This is a genomic window from Paenibacillus silvae (genome assembly GCF_014639235.1).
Classification (GTDB): Bacteria; Bacillota; Bacilli; order Paenibacillales; family Paenibacillaceae; genus Paenibacillus; species Paenibacillus silvae.
The window spans coordinates 195,024-215,400 of the sequence record NZ_BMFU01000003.1 but is presented as its reverse complement, the minus strand read 5'-3'; the positions used below and the strand labels follow the sequence as shown (position 1 = coordinate 215,400).

The 20,377-nt window shown below is 45.8% G+C and carries 26 protein-coding genes; 23 read left to right on the top strand and 3 right to left on the bottom strand.

Features of this window, described 5'->3' with window-relative positions:
* Positions 1–12 precede the first annotated feature (12 nt).
* From IEW26_RS11780 to IEW26_RS11735, 11 genes are all read left to right on the top strand, one after another.
* Positions 13–642, top strand: coding sequence for an NUDIX hydrolase (locus IEW26_RS11780; RefSeq protein WP_229729818.1), 630 nt, complete (start codon positions 13–15; stop codon positions 640–642).
* A gap of 117 nt (positions 643–759) precedes the next feature.
* Positions 760–1,092: a hypothetical protein gene (locus tag IEW26_RS11775; protein ID WP_229729817.1), complete on the top strand. Its 333-nt coding sequence runs from the start codon at positions 760–762 to the stop codon at positions 1,090–1,092.
* Between the two features lie 59 nt (positions 1,093–1,151).
* Entirely contained in the window at positions 1,152–1,670 is a 519-nt protein-coding gene (locus tag IEW26_RS11770) for a hypothetical protein (RefSeq protein ID WP_188592551.1), read from the top strand.
* Entirely contained in the window at positions 1,667–2,530 is an 864-nt protein-coding gene (locus IEW26_RS11765) for a DUF4085 family protein (RefSeq protein WP_188592550.1), read from the top strand. Before IEW26_RS11770 ends, IEW26_RS11765 begins: the two co-directional genes overlap by 4 nt.
* 139 nt (positions 2,531–2,669) lie before the next feature.
* Entirely contained in the window at positions 2,670–2,984 is a 315-nt protein-coding gene (locus IEW26_RS11760; protein WP_308423463.1) for an oxidoreductase, read from the top strand.
* 95 nt (positions 2,985–3,079) lie between these two features.
* A complete protein-coding gene (locus IEW26_RS11755; protein WP_188592549.1) occupies positions 3,080–3,619 on the top strand; it encodes an HAD-IIIA family hydrolase in 540 nt (179 codons plus the stop codon).
* Between the two features lie 70 nt (positions 3,620–3,689).
* On the top strand, positions 3,690–4,013 hold the full coding sequence (locus IEW26_RS11750) for a hypothetical protein (protein WP_111272548.1): 324 nt from the start codon (positions 3,690–3,692) through the stop codon (positions 4,011–4,013).
* Positions 4,014–4,059: 46 nt separating this feature from the next.
* The gene (locus tag IEW26_RS11745) at positions 4,060–4,947 is read left to right on the top strand and encodes a phosphotransferase (protein WP_188592548.1); all 888 of its coding nucleotides are present in this window, start codon (positions 4,060–4,062) and stop codon (positions 4,945–4,947) included.
* A 209-nt stretch (positions 4,948–5,156) separates the two neighbouring features.
* The gene (locus tag IEW26_RS11740; protein ID WP_229729816.1) at positions 5,157–5,768 is read left to right on the top strand and encodes an MBL fold metallo-hydrolase; all 612 of its coding nucleotides are present in this window, start codon (positions 5,157–5,159) and stop codon (positions 5,766–5,768) included.
* A complete protein-coding gene (locus IEW26_RS30330; protein ID WP_229729815.1) occupies positions 5,765–6,007 on the top strand; it encodes a hypothetical protein in 243 nt (80 codons plus the stop codon). The genes IEW26_RS11740 and IEW26_RS30330 overlap by 4 nt, the downstream gene beginning before the upstream one ends.
* Before the next feature lie 717 nt (positions 6,008–6,724).
* Positions 6,725–7,105 carry a VOC family protein gene (locus IEW26_RS11735; protein WP_188592547.1) on the top strand — a complete coding sequence of 127 codons (381 nt, stop codon included), beginning with the start codon at positions 6,725–6,727 and terminating at the stop codon, positions 7,103–7,105.
* Positions 7,106–7,365: 260 nt separating this feature from the next.
* On the opposite strand, the gene IEW26_RS11730 is transcribed toward IEW26_RS11735, so the two are convergent.
* The gene (locus IEW26_RS11730) at positions 7,366–8,349 is read right to left on the bottom strand and encodes a cation diffusion facilitator family transporter (RefSeq protein ID WP_145403219.1); all 984 of its coding nucleotides are present in this window, start codon (positions 8,347–8,349) and stop codon (positions 7,366–7,368) included.
* Positions 8,350–8,760: 411 nt separating this feature from the next.
* Between IEW26_RS11730 and IEW26_RS11725 the strand changes: the two genes are divergently transcribed.
* The 7 genes from IEW26_RS11725 to IEW26_RS11695 all read left to right on the top strand — a co-directional run bounded on the left by IEW26_RS11725 (position 8,761) and on the right by IEW26_RS11695 (position 14,735).
* Positions 8,761–9,438 carry a response regulator transcription factor gene (locus IEW26_RS11725; RefSeq protein ID WP_145403218.1) on the top strand — a complete coding sequence of 226 codons (678 nt, stop codon included), beginning with the start codon at positions 8,761–8,763 and terminating at the stop codon, positions 9,436–9,438.
* Positions 9,435–10,823 (top strand): sensor histidine kinase, encoded by a 1,389-nt coding sequence (locus tag IEW26_RS11720; RefSeq protein ID WP_145403217.1) that lies wholly within the window; start codon positions 9,435–9,437, stop codon positions 10,821–10,823. The genes IEW26_RS11725 and IEW26_RS11720 overlap by 4 nt, the downstream gene beginning before the upstream one ends.
* Positions 10,824–10,890: 67 nt before the next feature.
* Positions 10,891–12,156, top strand: a complete 1,266-nt coding sequence (locus IEW26_RS30325) for an ABC transporter permease (protein WP_229729814.1) — start codon at positions 10,891–10,893, stop codon at positions 12,154–12,156.
* Entirely contained in the window at positions 12,153–12,830 is a 678-nt protein-coding gene (locus tag IEW26_RS11710) for an ABC transporter ATP-binding protein (protein ID WP_111272540.1), read from the top strand. The genes IEW26_RS30325 and IEW26_RS11710 overlap by 4 nt, the downstream gene beginning before the upstream one ends.
* A gap of 205 nt (positions 12,831–13,035) precedes the next feature.
* Positions 13,036–13,575, top strand: a complete 540-nt coding sequence (locus IEW26_RS11705; protein WP_188592546.1) for an NUDIX hydrolase — start codon at positions 13,036–13,038, stop codon at positions 13,573–13,575.
* Between the two features lie 40 nt (positions 13,576–13,615).
* Complete coding sequence (locus tag IEW26_RS11700) at positions 13,616–14,125, top strand: DUF4275 family protein (protein ID WP_188592545.1); 510 nt, start codon at positions 13,616–13,618, stop codon at positions 14,123–14,125.
* 16 nt (positions 14,126–14,141) lie between these two features.
* On the top strand, positions 14,142–14,735 hold the full coding sequence (locus tag IEW26_RS11695; protein ID WP_188592544.1) for a DUF4304 domain-containing protein: 594 nt from the start codon (positions 14,142–14,144) through the stop codon (positions 14,733–14,735).
* 7 nt (positions 14,736–14,742) lie between these two features.
* Here the strand turns inward: IEW26_RS11695 and IEW26_RS11690 are convergent, their stop codons facing one another.
* Positions 14,743–15,570, bottom strand: a complete 828-nt coding sequence (locus IEW26_RS11690) for a DUF2785 domain-containing protein (protein ID WP_188592543.1) — start codon at positions 15,568–15,570, stop codon at positions 14,743–14,745.
* Between the two features lie 85 nt (positions 15,571–15,655).
* On the opposite strand from IEW26_RS11690, the gene IEW26_RS11685 reads away from it, so the two are divergent.
* Positions 15,656–15,949, top strand: a complete 294-nt coding sequence (locus IEW26_RS11685) for an RNA polymerase alpha subunit C-terminal domain-containing protein (RefSeq protein WP_188592542.1) — start codon at positions 15,656–15,658, stop codon at positions 15,947–15,949.
* Positions 15,950–15,998: 49 nt separating this feature from the next.
* Here IEW26_RS11685 and IEW26_RS11680 read toward each other — a convergent pair whose 3' ends face one another.
* The gene (locus tag IEW26_RS11680; protein ID WP_188592541.1) at positions 15,999–16,943 is read right to left on the bottom strand and encodes a YxiH-YxzG fusion protein; all 945 of its coding nucleotides are present in this window, start codon (positions 16,941–16,943) and stop codon (positions 15,999–16,001) included.
* Between the two features lie 249 nt (positions 16,944–17,192).
* Here IEW26_RS11680 and IEW26_RS11675 point away from each other — a divergent pair, with 249 nt between their 5' ends.
* From IEW26_RS11675 to IEW26_RS11660, 4 genes are all read left to right on the top strand, one after another.
* Positions 17,193–17,714 (top strand): DUF2569 domain-containing protein, encoded by a 522-nt coding sequence (locus tag IEW26_RS11675; RefSeq protein ID WP_229729813.1) that lies wholly within the window; start codon positions 17,193–17,195, stop codon positions 17,712–17,714.
* A gap of 118 nt (positions 17,715–17,832) precedes the next feature.
* Positions 17,833–18,450 carry a histidine phosphatase family protein gene (locus IEW26_RS11670; RefSeq protein WP_145403208.1) on the top strand — a complete coding sequence of 206 codons (618 nt, stop codon included), beginning with the start codon at positions 17,833–17,835 and terminating at the stop codon, positions 18,448–18,450.
* A 71-nt stretch (positions 18,451–18,521) separates the two neighbouring features.
* Positions 18,522–19,178: a pyridoxine/pyridoxamine 5'-phosphate oxidase gene (locus tag IEW26_RS11665; RefSeq protein WP_145403207.1), complete on the top strand. Its 657-nt coding sequence runs from the start codon at positions 18,522–18,524 to the stop codon at positions 19,176–19,178.
* Between the two features lie 119 nt (positions 19,179–19,297).
* Complete coding sequence (locus tag IEW26_RS11660; RefSeq protein WP_145403206.1) at positions 19,298–20,248, top strand: radical SAM protein; 951 nt, start codon at positions 19,298–19,300, stop codon at positions 20,246–20,248.
* Positions 20,249–20,377: the final 129 nt, after the last annotated feature.

Sequence of the window (20,377 nt, the reverse complement as noted above, 5' to 3'; positions counted from 1 at the left end):
AGGGCAAAACAAATGCACGATACCGTAAATGCTCAAGGCGTAAACCGAGCGAATCAAACGAATCCATCAGGCTATTCTCACCAAAACAAGCAAGCCAATAGATCTACACAAGCTAATCAGTCCACAAAGGATACTCCGGCACACTCAACCGATGCAACCGATCCATCTAAACAGACCGTGCCGATCCGTTGTGAAGGGGTGGCTGTTGTGCTGATGAAAAGGTGTCTGGACCAATACCATGTGCTGATGCTCAAGCGGGCTGGCCGGATGCTGCATAACGAATGGTGTTATATCGGTGGCGGTATTGAGCATGGTGAGAAGGCATGGGAAGCCGCGCTTCGGGAAATCCGGGAGGAAACGGGCATCACGGAGGTACGTTTATATACGTCTAATCAGTTCGAGCAGTTCTATTCACCGACAGAGGATTATATTTATATGGCCCCTGTCTTTGTAGGGTATGTGAACGAGCATCAGCCTGTCCAGTTAAATCATGAGCATAGCGATTACCAATGGATGACATTTGAAGAAGCAAAGCAGCACGCAGCCTTGCCCGGAATTGATGATACTTTGGACTTTGTGGAAAAGCATTTTGCCAAAAAGGCTCCTTCCAAGTGGCTGCAGATTAATATAGAGAATGAATAGGAGGTATATCTCATCATATTTAAGACGTTTTATCCAAGAGCATTGTTAAACTTGATGTGTATGCTGATGATAGAGATCATTATATTCAGAAGTGTTTTTTTTAGTGGAAATGGTGTATTGAAATACTTTGGCTTATTATTGTTTGTTTATATTTTAGTTTATATTGTTTTTCTTATTCGGCGTGTGCTGTTCTCCAAACCGAACATTGCGCTGGAGGCAGATCATGTCATTTCGATGAAAAATCGGAGATACGATGCATCCCAGATTGAGTGTATTTACATCAACTACAGACGGATTGGCCTTAAAATGTATGGGAAACGACTTGTACCGACGGATTTATGCTTTTATTTTAAGAGAGATCAAGAGACCGCAGGGGTAGAAGCCGTCCATGAATGGGCCGCGCGGAACGACAAAGAGATAAAGTATAAATTTTTTCAAACCTTGGCGTAGCAAAATACGTCTGTTGAATATAAGCGATTGTTTAGACTGGAGATTCTGGAGGAACGGCGATGCAAACCATAGAGCAATTTCTAACCAGCGATTGGTATCAAAATAGGATAGCTGAACTCGTTCAGCTTAAACCTCAGCTGAAATTTGTTGAACATGCCAGTTATGAAGCACCTATCCTGATGGATTCTTTTAAAGAGCGGAAATATGTTCTGGAGGGAGTTGACAGCCCTGCGCCAACCGAAGAGGAATGTGTACAGTGGATTATGGGGCAGATCGACGAAGACAAGGCATCCATTATGTCGTATGTAATTGCGAGGTTAACGTTTAGTGAAGAGTTAGATGATGATCCGGACGGAGAATTCGCTGCGGGCGAGGAACCGGAAGCGGGGGATCGGTCTGAGGTGGTGGAGGTGTTGGGATTCACAAGATCAGTCGTTGCCCACACGGTCATCGAATATGACATGGTCAAAAATCATCCGAAGCAGTTAACGGCGTATTTCAAACGTACACATATCCCTGGTGCAGCCAAATTTGCCTCGCAGATTAAAAAGCTGTACGAGCAGGAGAGGCGCCTATGAAATTTTTAACAAAAGAGTGGTACGAAACTTGTCAGCAGACAGGGCTTCATTTTGGCATGAGAGTACATAAAGGGGCGGCTTCACTGGACGAAGCTCTTTATCAACGGCTGTATAAACGGAAGGAAAAAGAGCATGTAAAGCTCCAGCGAGATGTGTACGACACCGATCCACGTTTCATGCTGGAGCATGATGGTCAGGTCATGACCCGGGTAGACAAAGCATTTAGCGGGGAAGACGTGACGGAGGAAGATCAACTCGTGTATCATATGCCTCCCGAAGAGCGTGCTCATATCGAGGAGCTGATTGCCGAGTACGATGCTCGTCCTGCTTTTGATGAGAAGCGGTGTAAAGAAGACTACCTGGAAGCCATGGAATGGAATGACAAGTACCATGCGGAGCGCTTGCCCGCGGAGATTTTGGAACAGATTGCGGATATTCGTGTATTCTCGCTGGGGTACTGCACACGCGAGGTCATGCGGCAGCTTAAGAAGAAGAGTGAAGAAAATATCAAAGAGATGGAACGTGTATTGCAGGAGTACAGGGATGCTATGGTAAAGCAGAATATTCCGGCTGACATTCATCGTAAGTTGCAATTTCATGATTGTCAGTTGACGGAACTGCTGACGGGCGATGAGCTTGTCCTGCGGTTTGACCCGAGAGGCGGCTTTACTGAGATCAACAAACTGACGCTGACTGCACCTGAGATTCTCAAGCAAGAGGGCGAGCTTGTCGGCAGATACTGGCTGTATCAGGAGCTGTATCGAATCGACAACGGATATGAGCTTCATGTGCTTTTGGACGGAGAACCAATGTCGGAATTAATTGTACGCTGCACTGATATTGTTGCCGAGATAGAGTGAGGAGAAGAAAATATTTGAAGATTAGCACCATAGAAACCAGATTATCTAAAGATATGAAGAACATGATCCAGAGCAAGACGGAAACAAAAACACGAAATTCGCGGATATTATTATCGATGGAAGATCGTTCTACCAGAGGATGGAAAAAAATTATGATTTGGTTCCCTGTCTGGGATGGGGCAGTGATGACTATCAGAAACTGCTGCTCGATTATTTTTTGCTTAGAACACCGCATGAATTCATGTATGACCGCTATCCCATTCTCGTATGTCCTTGGTGTGGGGATGAGGAATGTGGATATATTTCAGTGAAGATTGATCGAAAGGATGATATCGTAATCTGGAAAGATTTTATGCTGGATGATCAAAAACTTCAGGTAGGCCCATTTTGTTTTGAGTGGGAGAGATATGAACAAGCGATTCTCTCTACCTTTGGTATGGCAGGAATACAGTGAGGGAGAGACATTAGATGAAAAGGTGTAACGGTAGAAAATGCATATGTTGATTGGATAGTAGGCTCGGCCCATAACTTGATCGGGAGTGAATGAATATGAGGTATGCAAATGGAGACATTCAAGCTGTTTTTATTGACAGAGATGGCACCATCGGAGGTACGGGACATTTTATTCATCCGAGAGATTTTCAGTTATATCCGAATGCACAGGAAGCCATTCAGCTTCTTAAGGGGACGGGAACGAAGGTATTTGCCCTTACCAACCAACACCGAATTTCACGCGGACAAGCGACCGTTCAGGAATTTGAGCAGCAGTTTCAGGAATATGGCTTCGATCAGGCCTATATTTGCTCACATGAGGAAGAGTGCAGCTGTCGAAAACCCAAGCCAGGCATGCTGCTTCAGGCCGCAGCGCAGCACGGTTTGGATCTGACGAAGTGCATCGTTATTGGTGATGTAGGCGAGACGGATATGCTTGCTGCTCATGCTGTAGGAGCAATCAAGATTATGGTCAGAACAGGCTGGTGCGAATCTTCATTAACGAAATTCAGAGATAAATGGGCAGAGACTGAGCCGGAATACATTGCCGCAGATATTTTGGAAGCGGTACATTGGATTGTTGGAAATAAAGGATAAATTGTACAGCCGGTTTTATCGCACATGTTACAATAAAAAATGGACCGAGTTTGAGGTTAGGAGTGATTGTATGATCGCCAGAACATGGCATGGAGCGGTGCCGCTGGAGAATAAGGAAGCTTTTCTGGAATATGAGTATGAAACAGGGGTAAAAGATACGTTGGCGGTAGAAGGAAATCGCGGAGCGTATTTAAAGGTGGTAGAGCAGGGGGCCTACGCTCATTTCTTCCTGTGTACGATGTGGGAGGATATGGAGTCGATGATGGCATTTGCCGGGCCAGAACCTACTATAGCGGTAACGTATCCCAAAGATGACGAGCTTGGCTTGATCTCCGATCCAATCGTAATTATACAGGAAGTGACCAGTGCGGATAATCCGTTCGAGAAGGGGTAGCGGATCAGCCTATGATTTCAGAGTATAAAAGAGAACAGGAGCATATATGCATAATAACAATCAACACATGCAAGATATCAACAAGCTGTTTCAGGAACATCGGATTGATGAAGAAATTGTAGAAGCTGAAATGATGTCGGGCACGACGGCAGGACGGGTGTTCAGGCTGCGTGCAAGCTCGGGTGAACAGTATATTTTGAAGTGGGATGATTCAGAACAAATCCGTATTGCCCGGCAGTTTCTGGAGACGTACAGTGATGTACGGCTGCTGCCGAGCCTTCTCTTTGCAGGCTCGGACAGCACCTGTTTTGTATACAGCTATATGACGGGTGAAACTCATTACAATCGGGGACCAAAGAAGAGCTGGTTAACCCGGCTGGTGAAAGAGCTGTTTAATACATATGTACGTGTGGCGGATACAGCCTCATGGGGAAGAATGGAGCTTCCGCGCAGGACGTGGAGGGAATTCAACCAGATTAGTATTGAAGAGGCCAGAGAGAATCTGGGTGACGTGCTTGGCACGGAAGATTATGATCTGGTTCAAATTCTAGTCAATCGTCTGTTTCAGAAGGAGGAGGACGCGAGGTTTATTTTGCATGGAGATACAGGGGTTCATAATTTTGTGTTTGAGCAAAAGGAATTGATTGGAGTTATCGATCCGTCTCCCATGGTGGGCCCGGTTATTTATGATTTTCTGTACGCCTTTTCTTCCTCACCCGATGACCTTGATCCGGCGATGTTGTGGGAAGTATTCGAGCAGTTAGAGCATGCCGACATGCATCAATCCAGATTGATGGAGGAAGCGATGGTTCATTTATACTGTCGGATCGGGCTTAGTAACAAACATCATCCTCAAGACTTGCCCGAGTATCTCCGAGCGTGGAATGAGTGGGGACAGCACATAATGCACACAGCAGCGGAGTGGGATAAATGATAACGCCTGGAAGCTTAACTTCTAGCATCCTGTTCTGATACTGGAGCTAGGTGGATTGTATCCACATTTGAAAAGAATAAACATTGTATCGAGAGAGGTGATTCCATTGGTAAACGCATAAACAGGGAGAAATCCATGTGATGTATTCAAAGATACATGTGGTTTTTCTCTGCCTATGATCTCAAACTTCATAAAAGAGGAGAATTGACATGTTAAAACAATTAAGCGAGTCCATTTATTATATGGTGAATGATAATGAAAGAGAGAGACCCGTACTGGGTCTGGTATGTGGAGAAAAATATAGCCTTGTCATTGATGCGGGCAATTCGGTTCAGCACGCCCGGGAGTTTCTGACCGAAATTCAGCGTTTGCAGGTACCCCCAGTACGATATGTTGTAATTACTCATGCTCATTGGGATCATTTCCTGGGAATGAATGAATATGGTGATGCGATCGTTATTGTAAATCGTCTAACCGAACAGCGTTTGAACGAATGGCGGGAATATGCTTTTGATGATACTGCGCTGCTTGAGCATGTAGAGAATAAACGGATTAGTGCACACGCGATGGAAGTCATACAGAATGAAATGCTAGACAGGGAGTCGTTTAGACCAGGCACGTCGGGAATGGTATTTGAGGGGACGCTCCAGCTTGATCTGGGGAACAAAGTTCGTATGCTGGAACAGATTCGCAGTACACATACGGACGACTCGACTATTGTATATGTTCCCGAGGAAAAAACGCTTTTCCTTGGGGATAGTCCTTATTCTACGACGACGCGTTCTTTATTTCATTATAAGCAGCACTGCTGCTTCACATGATTGAGGATATACAGCGATATGATGCCGTGCATTTTCTACTCGGACATGAGTCGGTTTGTGATGCAGAGGAAATGGACGTGTTTTTCGGCCAATTGAAAGCATGCAATCAAGCGGTGAGCTCTACGTCGTTGGACGAAGCGATGAAGTCGTTTAAACGAGAACAGGGGCGTGCGCCGGTGAGGGATGAGGTGTTTTTTCTGAAAGCACTGGTTAATGATCGTATTCTCACGGCTGATTAATTGTTGGGTTAAAAGGCAGAGTTGCAGGTTTATATTGGTTTAGAGTAATCGAGGCCGTCAGAGTTAGGTTTACTGTAATAGTACGATTAATAGTTAAGGTATGGGTTGCAGGAATCAGAGTAAGGGTAACATTAAGGAGATAGTAAAAGTAAAAGTAAAAGTTGTGATGTCTAGAGCCTTGGCTTTGTGCCAGGGCTCTTGTCATTGTTTATATTTCTTCTATATTTCATGAATAGTACCGTCAACGTCGGGCTCAGACATGAACTACAATTTTAACGATTCCCAGGAAGCTTATTTGCCCTAAATCGGGGGTGTCAGAATTCTAACGATTCCTAGGAAGCTTATTCCATCTAAAAAGCTCAAAATCGCCCTTTTTTCTACGAAAAATAGCTAAATAGCGTCTCTGTGAATCGTTAGAATTTGGGGGAGCCCAAATTCGCCTGAATAAGGCTTCTCCAGATCGTTAGCGCTCCTAGATGATGCGAAGTTATTGTGGATATTCCTGATGCACTTGGTATTGAGCTTGGCAAAGCCTCTGTGAGTGATGACAAGGAAAAGGTGCCTTATCCGTAGCATGGAAAGAAGATTCCACCATATGTTAGACGTGTTTTGTTGAAAAACAAACTAGATTTATTGCTCTTTTATCTATAAAATGGAATCATAAAACGAAACTTAGTTTCATCAAGTGAAACTAAGAGGGGGGGTTGATGAATAACCATGAACTTTCATTTCAACGGGATTGACCATGTTCAGCTGGCAGGCCCTGTCGGCTGTGAGGCAGAGGCCCGTCATTTTTTTCATCAAATATTGGGCTGGACTGAGATTGCAAAGCCTGAACTGCTGCAGAAACGCGGCGGTGTATGGTTTCAATGCGGCGATCATCAGGTTCATATTGGTGTTCAGCTGGATTTTGCACCTGCTACCAAGGCTCATCCGGCATTTCATGTACAGAACCTGGAACAGCTGCGCGAGCATCTTCGTCTGCACAACCTTCAAGTTGTTGACGACGAGGCAAGAGCAGATGAGGGAGTCCAGCGCTTTTATGTGAATGACCCTTTTGGCAATCGACTGGAATTTCTGGAGTGGATTGCAGTATAAAAAGCATAAACAAAACAGCATAGACAACATAAACAAAACAGCATAGAGCTAATTTTAATGCCAATGCTAACGCTAAGCTAACGCTAAGCTAACGCTAAGCTAACGCTAAGCTAATGCTAAGCTAATGCTAAGCATAATGCTATGCCAACACAGCGCTGACGTTAACGTTACAGCAACGCAAAAAACAGGGCGATCCTATTTACGGGAATCGTCCTGTTTTATTTTAACTGGTATTGGCAGGCAATCCGCCTGTGACAAATTTAATGATGGTGATGCGCATGCGCATCAGGGGCGTCACCTTTTACAGTGCAAAGTACCGAGGTGTCGTGAAGATGCTTTTCAGACTCAACCTGCAAGGTGACATGTTTGATCTCTTTGTGTTCAAGCAGGTGCTCGATTTTCTGCACCAGAATTTCGGACGCATATACATCCATCGTGCCATCTACGACAATATGTGCGGTCAATGCGTTCAGGTTGCTGGTGATCGACCAGACGTGCACATCGTGTACTCCTTTGACGCCATCCACTTGCTGGATGGTCTGCACGAGGTCGTTAACATCCACGTTGGCAGGTGTGCCTTCCATGAGAATGTGCAAAGAAGATTTGGTGACATAGAATCCACTGCGCAATACAAGCACCGCCACAATTACACTTGCCAACGGGTCAGCCCAGCCCCAGCCGAAGAACATCATCAGCAGAGCAGCGGCGATTGCACCGATGGAACCGAGCATGTCACTGATGACATGCAAGTATGCCCCGCGCATGTTCAGATTGCCCTCCGTATCACTGCCGCGCATCATAATCCAGGCAACTAGAATGTTCACAAGTAATCCGATTGTACTGATAATCAGCATGCCCATCGTTGCAACCTCAGGCGGGTTGATGAAGCGGCCAATGGCCTCGTAGAAAATGTAAAGCGCAATAGCTATTAACGTAACGCCGTTTAACGTTGCTGCCAGAATCTCAAAGCGTCTATAACCGTAGGTTTTGCCCGTATTGACGGCTTTTTCCCCGAATGTGAATGCGAGTAAAGCAATTCCGAGTGCGATGGAGTCCGAGAGCATGTGGCCTGCATCGGAGATGAGAGCCAGGCTGTTGGTGATGAATCCTCCGAAGGCCTCTACGATCATGTAAAAGGTAATGATAATGAAGGAAAAGAGCAGTACCTTTTTGTTATTGGTGCCATGTGCGTGATTGTGTCCATGGTCGTGCCCATGATTGTGACTATGTTGGTGTCCTGACATTGAAATCCTCTCCTTGGGAGCCTTGCTCCGTTATGTAAGTTGCCTGTTGCAGTTGAGTGAGACATGTTTGTTACGTGTTGCAAGTTTAAATGCGTGGGGTTCTGTTGCAGGTTGTTGTAACAATCACTTTAGTTGATATATCTTGTTGTCCTGAATAGAGTTGTGTTACATGTTTCAATGCTACTGCTGTTTGTCCCCGATAAACAACTGTTTTTATTTAATATGAACATATGAGCAATCACTCATATGTTATGTGTTTATTATAATTCCGTCCTACAGTAGTGTCAACCCAATTGGAGCAAATATAAACATGGATCGGCACAGAGAACGATACTGGCAACTGCACTGGCAAATTGCTTTCTGTTTATGCTACCATCGGTGCAGGATGATTATAGAAGGGCGGACAACGAGATGAAACATCTGCTGTTGGCAGACGATGATGCCAATATTCGCGCACTGCTGCGCCATGTCATGACGAAGGAGGGATACCGGGTACATGAAGCACAGGACGGAGTGGAGGCGGTCAAAATCATACAGGACACACCCATCGATCTCGCGATCCTGGATGTCATGATGCCAGGCATGGACGGACTCGAACTGTGTGATTACATTCGTCAGCATTACGACATTCCTATTATATTGCTGACCGCAAGGGATCAGCTGGCGGATAAGAAAGAAGGGTACTTGCGGGGCACGGATGAATATGTGACCAAGCCATTTGAGCCGGAGGAACTCGTGTACCGGGTCAAAGCGTTATTCCGCAGATATCATCGGACTTCCAGCGATATGATTCGCATGAACCGGATTGTGATTGACCGCAACAATGTGGAGGTGAGCGACGGGGAGTCAATTTTATTTTTACCGATGAAGGAGTTTGAATTATTGTCCCAGCTTGCTCAGTTTCCAGGGCGCCTGTTCTCGCGGGATGAGCTCATCCGACTTGTCTGGGGAGCGGATTATGAGGGGGATGACCGAACTGTGGATGTACATATCAAGCGGCTTCGTGACCGTTTTGCCGATTATTCCGACGATTTTGTCATTCAGACCGTACGGGGCATTGGATACAAAATCGAGGTGAAGTCCCATTGAGAACATTGTATGTTCGGATATTTCTGATTACGGTAGCGGTGATCATTGTCAGCAGTGTGCTCGGGTTCTTTTTCTCCAACATCTATTACCACGCCAAACTTAAAGACTTTAACGATGAGAAGCTGGTCGGTATCGCCATGGATATGAAAAAATTTGCCGAAGACCAGCCCGAGCCTGATACGGTGGAGCAATATCTTCACAACGCAGCCGCATTAGGATACGAAATCTATGTCACAGATGGTCAAGGTTCCGATCAGTTCTACGGACGTGAATTCCGCAAAAAGGATCTCGATCCACAGGCCGTTCGTCAGGTACTGGGCGGTAAGGTGTATCATGGCGTAGCCGAGTTCCCAAGCCAACCTTTTATCACGGGTTTTTTCGACAATCAATTAAGCAATACGGTTGGTATTCCGCTGCAAGTTGGTGATAATCGCTATGCCATGTTCATGCGTCCCGATGTTATTCTGCAATTTGGAGAACTGCGCATCTTTTTCGCGCTCATTGGAGCATTAACGGTGGGTATCAGTGTCCTGATCTTTCTGTTCAGCACGCGTTATCTGGTTAATCCGATTGAACGTCTGTCCGAAGCGACAAAACGCATTGCGCAAGGCAATTATAACCTGAAATTAAATACAGCAAGACGTGACGAGATCGGGCAGCTGGCTCAGCATTTTATGACGATGAGTCGTGAATTGGAACGGGTGGATCAAGCGCGGCAACAGTTTGTGTCCAACGTATCCCATGAGATCCAGTCGCCGTTAACTTCCATTCAGGGATTTGCGCAGTTGGTGGCGGACCGTGAATTACCAGAGCAAGAACGAGCGCATTATGCATCCATCATTGAAAAAGAGAGCCGGCATCTCTCGTTGCTCAGTAAACAATTGTTACTCCTGTCTTCCTTGGAACAGGGTCATGAAGATATGACGCAAACTCAAACCACTTTCTCGCTCAAAGGCCAGTTCCGTCAGGCGGTCCAAGTGTTGCAATGGCAGTTGGAGGAGAAAGAGTTATCGCTACGCATGTCCGTTCCTGAGTCCATAACGATTACGGGCAATGAAGTGCTGCTGATGCAGGTCTGGATGAATCTGCTTGGCAACGCCGTGCAGCATCTGCCGAAAGGACGCAGCATCGAGATTCGAGCCGAGCAGACGGAGACGGCATGTGTTGTTCATATTCAGGATACCGGGGACGGGATTGCAGCGGAGCATTTGCCGTTTCTGTTTGACCGTTTCTACCGGGTGGACCATGCACGTGAACGTTCTTCCGGCGGAACTGGTCTGGGCCTTGCGATTGTGCAGAAAATAATTCGTCTTCATCACGGCACGATTGAGGTGTCCAGTTCAGCCGAAGGAACGGTATTTACGGTAACTCTTCCGCAGATGTAATGAGTTATTCATTTTCCGTTCATTTTCACCTCCTATACTTGGGTTATCAAGAGGGAGGTCAGAGCATATGTACTTGGCTATACGGGAAATGAGATTTGCAAAGGGACGTTACGCCTTGATTGCGACCATTATGGTGCTGGTGTCGTTTCTGGTGTTGTTTGTAACCGGACTTGCACAGGGGCTGTCGTATGATAACGCGGCTTCGATTAAAAATATGGCAGCAACCCATTTTGTGCTCGAACAGGATTCAAATCATCGCTTCACTCGTTCACAGGTAGGTCAGCAGGAGCTGAATGAGGCACGTGCTGTTGTCGGACAGGACAATGCCGAGCCGCTTGGGGTCAGAATGACGACGGTTAGCCCGGCAGACGACAGCAAAAAGATCGATGTCACACTTTTCATGGTGAATCCGGGCAGCTGGCTTGCACCGACCATCACCGAGAGCAAAGCGATCAATGATCAGTCCGCAGGTCAGGTTGTGGTTGATCAGAAGCTGGCGAAATCCGGTGTGAAGATCGGCACGGTTCTGGTGGATCAAGCTTCGGGAACGGAGTGGACTGTAAGTGGTTTTGTGCAAAATGAATCGTTCAGTCACGCCCCGGTGGTATTTCTGAATGAGCAGGAGTGGCTGGCACTGCAAGCCGGATCACGCCAAGTGCAGGCAACATCTACAATAGGTGGAGCAGACACCGAAACTGGCACTGGAACAAGCATAAGCACAAGTGCAGAAGTTCATACCGCCGCTGGTACTGGCAATGAAAAAAATGCAACGAGCACAGAAGCTGTAGTCGGCACAGGGACTTCATCTGTTGCAGAGCGTGCGCCAGTCTACAATGCGATTGCGGTCAAAGGTACCGATGATCAGGTGAGCGGCCTAAGTGCTGCATTGCCAAAGACAGAGATCATCACCAAATCGGACGCGGTATCCGCCATTCCAGGTTACAAGGAAGAGCAGGGCTCATTACTAATGATGATTGCTTTCCTGTATGTCATCTCGGCCTTTGTGCTTGCGGTATTTTTCTATGTCATTACGATTCAGAAGACCAGTCAATTTGGCATTTTAAAAGCGATTGGTACACGAAACAGTTATTTGGCAGGCAGCGTGTCGCTACAGGTGTTGTTGTTGTCCGTGGGCAGTCTGGTGATTAGCGTTCTGCTTGTCCGGCTGTTTGAATCCGTTCTTCCAGCATCCATGCCATTTCAATTAGGAATATCTACGCTTGCATTAACCTGTGCGTTATTCATCCTGATGTCGATGGCAGGTTCGTTATTCTCGGTGTGGAAAGTCACTAAAATTGATGCACTCGATGCGATTGGGAGGACGGCAGCATGAGAAACCGACTGGTATTACAAGGGATTACCCAGACATTTGATGACGGCGGCAGTCAGCGTATGATTCTGGATCAGCTCGATCTGCAGGTTGCAGAAGGGGAACTTGTCGCGGTGATGGGCCCTTCGGGTTCAGGCAAAAGCACGTTTCTGTCCATTGCAGGCGCACTGCTTGAACCAACGGATGGGGAGGTACTGCTGGATGGCACTTCGATTATGGGCAAAAGCAAAACGGATATCTCGGATGTGCGACTGCGCCAGCTCGGTTTTATTTTTCAAAGTGCGAATCTCATTCCGTACCTGAAGGTGGAGGAGCAGTTGATGGTGGTGGCAAAGCTTGCGGGTATGGATAAAAGCAAAGCTGAGCGCCGTGCAGGTGAACTGCTGGAGACGGTGGGATTATCCCATCGGCGGAAAGCTTACACTGACAAGCTGTCCGGCGGCGAACGCCAGCGTGTTGCCATTGCGCGGGCGCTGATGAATGATCCAGCCGTGCTGCTGGCGGATGAACCGACAGCTAGCCTGGATGCGGAGCGCGGGCTGGATATTGTAGGCACGATTGCTCGGCTCGTGAAGGAGCAGGGCAAGAGCGCGGTGATGGTTACGCATGATGAGCGGATTTTGCCGCTTTGCAGCCGGGTTCTTTTTTTGGAAAAGGGAAAGCTGGTTCAGCACTAGAGACGTTTGAATTATGATTCGAGGAGATACATGGTTCATTATTGATATGGAACGTGTGAATGGAAGGTACATTTTCCCTGTGGGAAGGTGGCCTTCTTTTTGTGTTTTCGACTATAATTGGAAGCGTATGGTGTATGCGCACTTGAATCAGATCACTACATAATATCAGACATCGGGAATAGAAATTGGAGAGGATGGGATACAGATGAGTGGCATAGATGCAGAACAATTTCCAGCACTAAGCAACTCGATCCACTGGGGAATTGTAGAGGCTGAGTTCCGGCTGGGCGAGCAAGTAGACGAGACACTGGTGAGCAATGTGAGCATCATTCCTTTTGTCGGGGAACAGTGTGTTGTGTTTCAACTGGATAACGGATTGTGGGAACTGCCCGGAGGAACTCTGGAAGCAGGCGAGCGCTATATGCAGGGATTGAAACGTGAATTAATGGAAGAGTTAGGAGCAGAGCTGCGCAGCTATAAGGTTTTTGGGCAGTTTCACTGCACCTCTAGTGCGCTTGAGCCGTATCGGCCTCACATTCCGCATCCACATTTCGTTAGAGTCATTGGTTACGGTAATGTGGAATTGGTCGGTGATCCGCTTAATCCCGAGGATGGGGAGCAGGTGGTAATGGTTGAGGTAGTTGATATCGATGAAGCGGTACGGCGTTTCCAGCAGCAGAACCGGCATGATATTGCTGAGATGTATCAGCTGGCTTATGAGCTGCGTGAAGCAGAGCGAAGCTGATCCAAATTCAGATGCAACATCTACATAAGGAGGGCTCCACATGGTTCGTGATGAGATTAATCGGATGCTGGATGTGCTGCCGAAAAATGAGCTGAATGTGGCTCGTACATATATTGAAATGGTGCACCGCAAATATATGTATCAGAAAACGCTCAAGGACAAGGGAGTTCAAGTGACCGAGCTCTGCGAGGAATCCGAGGAAATTATTCAGCGCTGGGATGAGGTGTTTGCACATCATCTGGATGAACTTTTGAAAGAGGTCATCCACTACAGCCAGTTCAAATGGCATATGTTCAGTTACGAGCAGCAGGATTGCCTGCAGAACAATGAGGCCAGAGCAGCCTTCGATGCGGAAGACAAACATGAATTATATGTGATGTATGAGGATTCACCGTATATACAAGTCTACGAAAATGCAAGCGCTGTTGTCGCAGCTGATTTTGATGAGCAGCAGGATATCTATATTTTTGACAAGGCGTTTACATGGACATACGTGCATACGCATGAATCGATGTGCGGGCCGTATTATTATAAAATCGAACAGGCATAGATAGGAGGGAGTTTCGTTGCAGGAGCTGTTTAAAGAGATGATCAAAAATGAAGTAAAACCTTTGTTTGCCCGTCAAGGTTATACCAAAAAAGCTCTGAATTTTCGGAGAGTCGAAGGCGATCTTATTTACGAATTCAACTTTCAGAAGTCCCAAGCCAATACAGCCAATCACGTTCGCTTTTATATTAACTGCATGATTCATTCCAAGGAGCTGGCGGAGCTGCAGTCTAGGATATCGGGCGGTAAAACGATGCAGGAGCAGGCTCATTGGATCTGCAGGATTGAAGAGGCTGTTCCGTCTGCTCCAGACCGCTACTCGTTGACACCTGACACTGACCTGGTTACCTTCTCAAAAGTATTGTTGTCCCATTTGGAAGAAGCTATGGAATATATGAAGAACATAACCAGCGCCAGAGATATTGTGGAATATTATATGAAAATAACCGCACTGCATTTGAGTGAAGAAACCTTTCATTTCCTGCTGCAAAATGGTGATACGACGACTGCTCAGAAATATCTACAACAATTGCACGCCGAATACGGAGCTGAAAATCGCTGGGCAATCTTTGAGAAGAAGTATGCGGCCATTTTTGCAGCGTATGGGCTGTAACATATCTTCAGGATGAATAGTAGACCGGTTCTACTTTATATAATGTTTGCTCGATCGTTGGACATAAGGCAGCATCATACACTCCATGAAATTTAATTCTGAAATAAAGACTTTTGAGGAAGTTCTTAATGTTATTTTTTTGCCTGAAGGCAGGCAAAAATTCGGATTCATTCTCCACGGTACCAAAACGTTGAATCCATTGTAGAATGTATGTCTGACTAAGCAGGTTTCTATTCAGAATACACATGACTGGTTTCACCATTCGTTCGTCTTCTCCATCGGAGTAGATACGTTTGCTAATTGTCATTTTCTCATAAATTAAATCCAGCATCGTTGATAAATCAGCCTCATCTAATTCATTATATTGAGCCAAATCTTCCAAAACATCAGCAGCATGAGCTACAGCGTGAGCCCAACCCTTGGTTTCATCATATCCGCGGTAATCCTTCTCGTTTCGTATGTTATGAAAGACAGTATCTTTAATCTGATGAATACGCTCATTGGACAGGAACGGCGTTTCTTTATGTCTCGTGAGAAGAAGTGGGATAACCAGCATGGAAAAAGACCGTGTGAAGACAGAATCTGAATGGGTTTCACCTAGTTTGAAAAGTAAGTGGTTGTCATCTAAAACGATAGTTAAAATCTGTTCTAATTCGTATGTAGTCAGAGGAAGGCTAGGAATCCAGTGAGATAAGGTGGTATAGATCAATTCATCACGCAATTGTGCGTCTACCGTACCGATGTTATGTAACATTTCTTGTATCAAGTCGAAGGCATCCGTGGGTGCTTGATATTGATTTTCTTGTATGTAGAGCAGCTTTTCTTTAAAATTCATTTAAACACACTCCTGCAAATCAAATTTCATTCTAGTGAACTTATTTATCAAAGGTATTATACAATTTATAAGGAGGAAAGCCCATATGACAGCTGCTAAAGGAAAAAGACGGACATGCGAGAAGGGACATACATTTGTTAAAAAGAGTGACTGTTCGACTTGTCCCAAGTGTGAGGCTGAACGGAAACCAAAAGAGGGATTTATGAGCCTGCTATCTGCTCCGGTAAGACGTGCACTTGAAGCGGAAGGTATTACGACATTATCGAAACTTGCTGAGTATACGGAAAAAGAGATTCTGAAGCTGCACGGGATCGGGCCGTCGTCCATGCCTACACTGCGTAAATCGCTGGAGGAAGAGGGATTGTCTTTTAAGGCATGATCTTAAAGCTCTTTTTGATCGTTTCCCTCATTCCTCAGCTTATTGGAGGCTACTCTATAACAGATAACAGCTCTTTCATCGTTACTTGATACAGCAAGTTCCCCTCATTCAGCAGCAGGCGATCCTGCCGATAATCCTGTCGTGCCTGTTGGAACGGGGTGTTTTTTTCGTTCAGCAATGTGACCTCCGTCCCCTCGGTGAGGCTACCAGGCTTATGCATTTTTTTGAAAATAAATGTTAAATGCTTCCCGTACCCGGCTTCAAACAGGAAGTGATATCCATCCGTACAGAAGCCTGAGGACCCTGATATATTTGGATTCAGAAAGTTCACTCGAGTAGACTCCGGTTCAACCCCTCCTGAAAAACAGCCAAGGGTAAAGTCAGTATAATAGTAAAACCAGACTTCCTGTTCGTTGATTACGTTGAGCGCATAACAGTCAGCAATGTCAGCGGCTGTATTTTTATAGAGCACATTCCCGTATGCATCCCAAGCCAGCAAACCGTTCGCCCCAACAGGCTGTTCCCAGCCATTGTTCCCAAAAATACCCTCATCGAAGTAACTCGTCCAGATCGTTCCATGCTTCGTCACCTGTACACTCTCAATCCCATCCCCAAGCAAAAATTCTCGAATCGCCGCGCCCTCCATATCACATACCTTGGCATTCAGATCAAATTGATTGTTTCCGTAATAGGTGCAGCGCGCACCAACGAGCAGCAGATGTTCTTGCAATGGCTGCACGTAATGGTAGTGATAATGTTGTTCCCCGATGACGACATCCTGGACATATTGATCGGATACGATCAGCACTTTGTACGTGTAAGGCTTGTTTAATTTGGTTTGCACAAACATACCTTGTTTTCGCTCAGGGACTTGATTGATAAGCAGTACATATGCAAGGCCGTCGTGTCCCGACTGCACGGAGACAATATCAAAACCTTCGGTATAACCGGATATATCGGCAAAAGGCAGTAACGTTAATTTTGGATCAGGCATGGCTACATCCTCCTTCAATATTAAAAGCAATCGTAAAGCAGCATCTTCGACTGCTGTTGTTACGTTGAATTATGACATGAACAGACTGGACGGAACATGGTGTAAGTATAACGAACCCTATCAAGGGGAGGAGGAAAAAAATGAGTATGCCTCATTTCTTCAATGTAGTACAATAAGGAAGCTGTGTAAATTTTTACGCAATCGGATAGCGGCGGTAAAAAAACAACATGAGAGAAGGACGTGTTAGAAGTGCAGCAAGATCCTCGACAAGAACCATTTCAAGAATCAATGAGAGAATATCGTCCACTGGGTGTGTCTGGGCTTGGAGGCTGGCTGATCCTAATCCAGATTGGGTTGTGGTTCACATTAGTGATGCTCCTTGCACAGATTAGCCAGTCTGTTTTACCCATTCTAAATACAGAGACATGGGAGATTCTCACTTCGAAAGATTCAGCTTATTATCACCCACTATGGGGTCCGGTGATTATTTTTGAGGCCATTTACAACATATTGTTTCTATTATTTACGGTGTATGTCATCGTTGCTTTTTATCGTAAAAAAGCGATCCTTCCGCGCCTGATGATTATTTTTTATAGTCTTAGCCTTACAGTAGTCATCGTGGATTCACTGCTGCTCTCTCAGATTCCGATGGCGAGAGAACTGGCAGACGGAAGCTCTATTCGGGACATTGCAAGATCCGCCATTGCTTGTGCGATCTGGATTCCGTATTTTATTAAGTCTGAACGTGTGCAAAATACATTTGTTCGTTAAATAATGTAGCAGGAGATGACCGAACTTGAATCGAAAAGATTTGAGATCGGTCATTTCTATTAGATATCCAACCGTTATAACATATTTGAAATGAGACAGTGAAGGGTGACGGTACACATTGAAGATTTTTCTGGTACGACATGGCGCAGATGAAGAAGGGTATCGCGGTGGCTGGAGTCAACGAGGCCTTACCGAATTGGGCGTTAATCAGTCTAAAATGCTGGGTAAATATTTGTATGAGCATGCAGAGCAATATGATATTCAAACGGTTATAAGCAGTGATCTCCCTCGTGCGGTTCAGACGAGTAAGGAGATTGAAGCAGCATTGGATATCTCTGTTACGTACACACCGGATTGGCGTGAGATGAACAATGGTGAACTGGCAGGAATGCTTCATGCGGAAGCGGAGGAAAAGTACCCCGGGATCTATTTTAATACGCTAGAGATGCATACTGCCTTTCCGGGCGGCGAGAGTCCGAAACATTTTTATACGAGAATAAGAAATTCATTTGAGAATTTATGTATTCAACTTGAAGCGAAGAAGATGAAATCTAATGTTCTCCTGGTCACACACGGAGGGGTGATTAATATCCTCTATTATGTTCTATTAAACAGGGAGTGGAGCAATACGTCCAGTTTTTATCCCATCTACAACACCAGCATACATACTTTTGAGAGGCAGCAAAACGGCTGGAGTGTATTAGAAATGAATAGAATTTCTCATCTGAGATCGTAAAGCAGAAAACCTCAAGTCTAATCGATAAGAAAATGCAAAAATAAACCGAGGGAATAGGGAGGTAGTGAGTTATGAGCGATAAACCAGAAGAGCTGCTGCATCAATTAAAGTCATTATCGGGGCCGTTCCCGGCCTGGAATTTAGAACAGTTGCCTAACCGGCCAGGAGAGTTATTTTTGGACTGGTTGAAACTGGCTGTGGAGAACAACGTAAAGGAGCCCCATGCGATGACCCTTTCAACAGTGGATCAACATGGTTATCCAGATGCGAGAGTGTTAATTTTAAAAAACATTATTCAGGATACGTTTTATTTTGCTTCCAGTTCAACCAGTCGAAAAGGCCAGCAGTTGAACGATAACCCAAAGGTGGCACTTACCTTATACTGGCCTTCATTAGGAAGACAAATCCGGATCAGGGGGACAGCCCAGGATCAGGGAGACGAGGCAGGAGTTGCGGACTTCCGAAAACGAAAACCTGGAGCCAGAGCGGTCGCCATGACACAGCGTCAGAGTGAGATATTAGCTAATGAGCACGATTTGAATCGTTCCATTGAACTTCAGGAGAAGGTTCTTCAGGATAATCCCGATTTTGCGGAGCCTCATTGGCGTTTATATGCTGTGCACGCACAGGAAGTGGAGTTTTGGCAAGGTGATCCAGATCGCAAACATATCCGTGTTCAATATACGTATCAAGACGAGCAGTGGCGCAAGAACAGATTATGGCCTTGAATGATGGACATAACTCCTCAACGTACATAATGTCATATCCTCTTCTACGGGTGCTTCGCTATAATTTTCAGGTTATCAGCAACTGAAATGCAGCAAGCAAGGAATGAGGAGGCATGGTTATGACAAGCAGAAACAAATATAAAGCACTTGAACTGGAGAGTCCCGGCGTCTATGAGCTGGAAGGGCTGGAGGTGGGGGTGACATCCAATTGTAATTATAAATGCGATTACTGTTGCGCCTACAATCGGGATGATGGCGAGTGTATCGGCAGCACGGAGGTCATCCGAATCATCCGTGATCTTCCGCATCTCAAGCGGGTACGCTTGTCGGGCGGCGAAGTGACGCTGAAATACAAGGACTGCCTTGAGATTGTTCGCTACTGTTCCGCACATGGCATAGATACACAGCTGAACACTAATGCAAGTCTGCTGACAGAGGAACGAATCATTGCCCTGCGGGACGCGGGCCTTTCCAATATCCATATCTCATTTAACTATACGGATGCGGAGTCGTATGCTGCCTACTACCGTGTGCATCCACGCATGTATGAGCGATTGGAGCAGAACATTCGTCTGTGCACACAATTGGGTCTGGAGACCGTGCTGGAGACACTGCTGTTTGAAGGCAATCAGGAAAATATGCAGGCCATCAGCGATAAGGTTTATGAGCTGGGCGTGCGCATCCATGAGATACAGAACAGCATCAAGATGCCGCATACCGATTGGAGCCAGATTGTCTCCAAAGCGTCGCTTGTGCAATCGGTCAAGGCATTAATTGAAAATAAAAAGCCGGATACAACGCTCTATTTTACATGTATGGATCGGTTTGCCGACCGATTGAATCTGCGCGAGCAGCCGGGGGTGTATTTCTCGAACTGTGTGGATGGTACGAAACAGCTGCATCTGCATGGCAACGGAGATATTCTGATCTGTGAGCTGTGTCATCCGGTGGTGATTGGTAACATCTATAAAGGAACGTCGCTGCGGGATATCTATAAGCAACAACCCGCTGCATTGACAGACTTTCTGGAAAAGCGGCCTTGTCCGGCATATGATGCTTTGTTTATGTAAGAGAATATTACGAACACGGAGGTCTTCTGAATTCCTTGATGGAATCAGAGGGCCTTTTTATATGCGTTACAATCTGTTTCAATGCATAGCAATTCCAATTAATTCATCTCTTCTCTTTCAGATTCATTT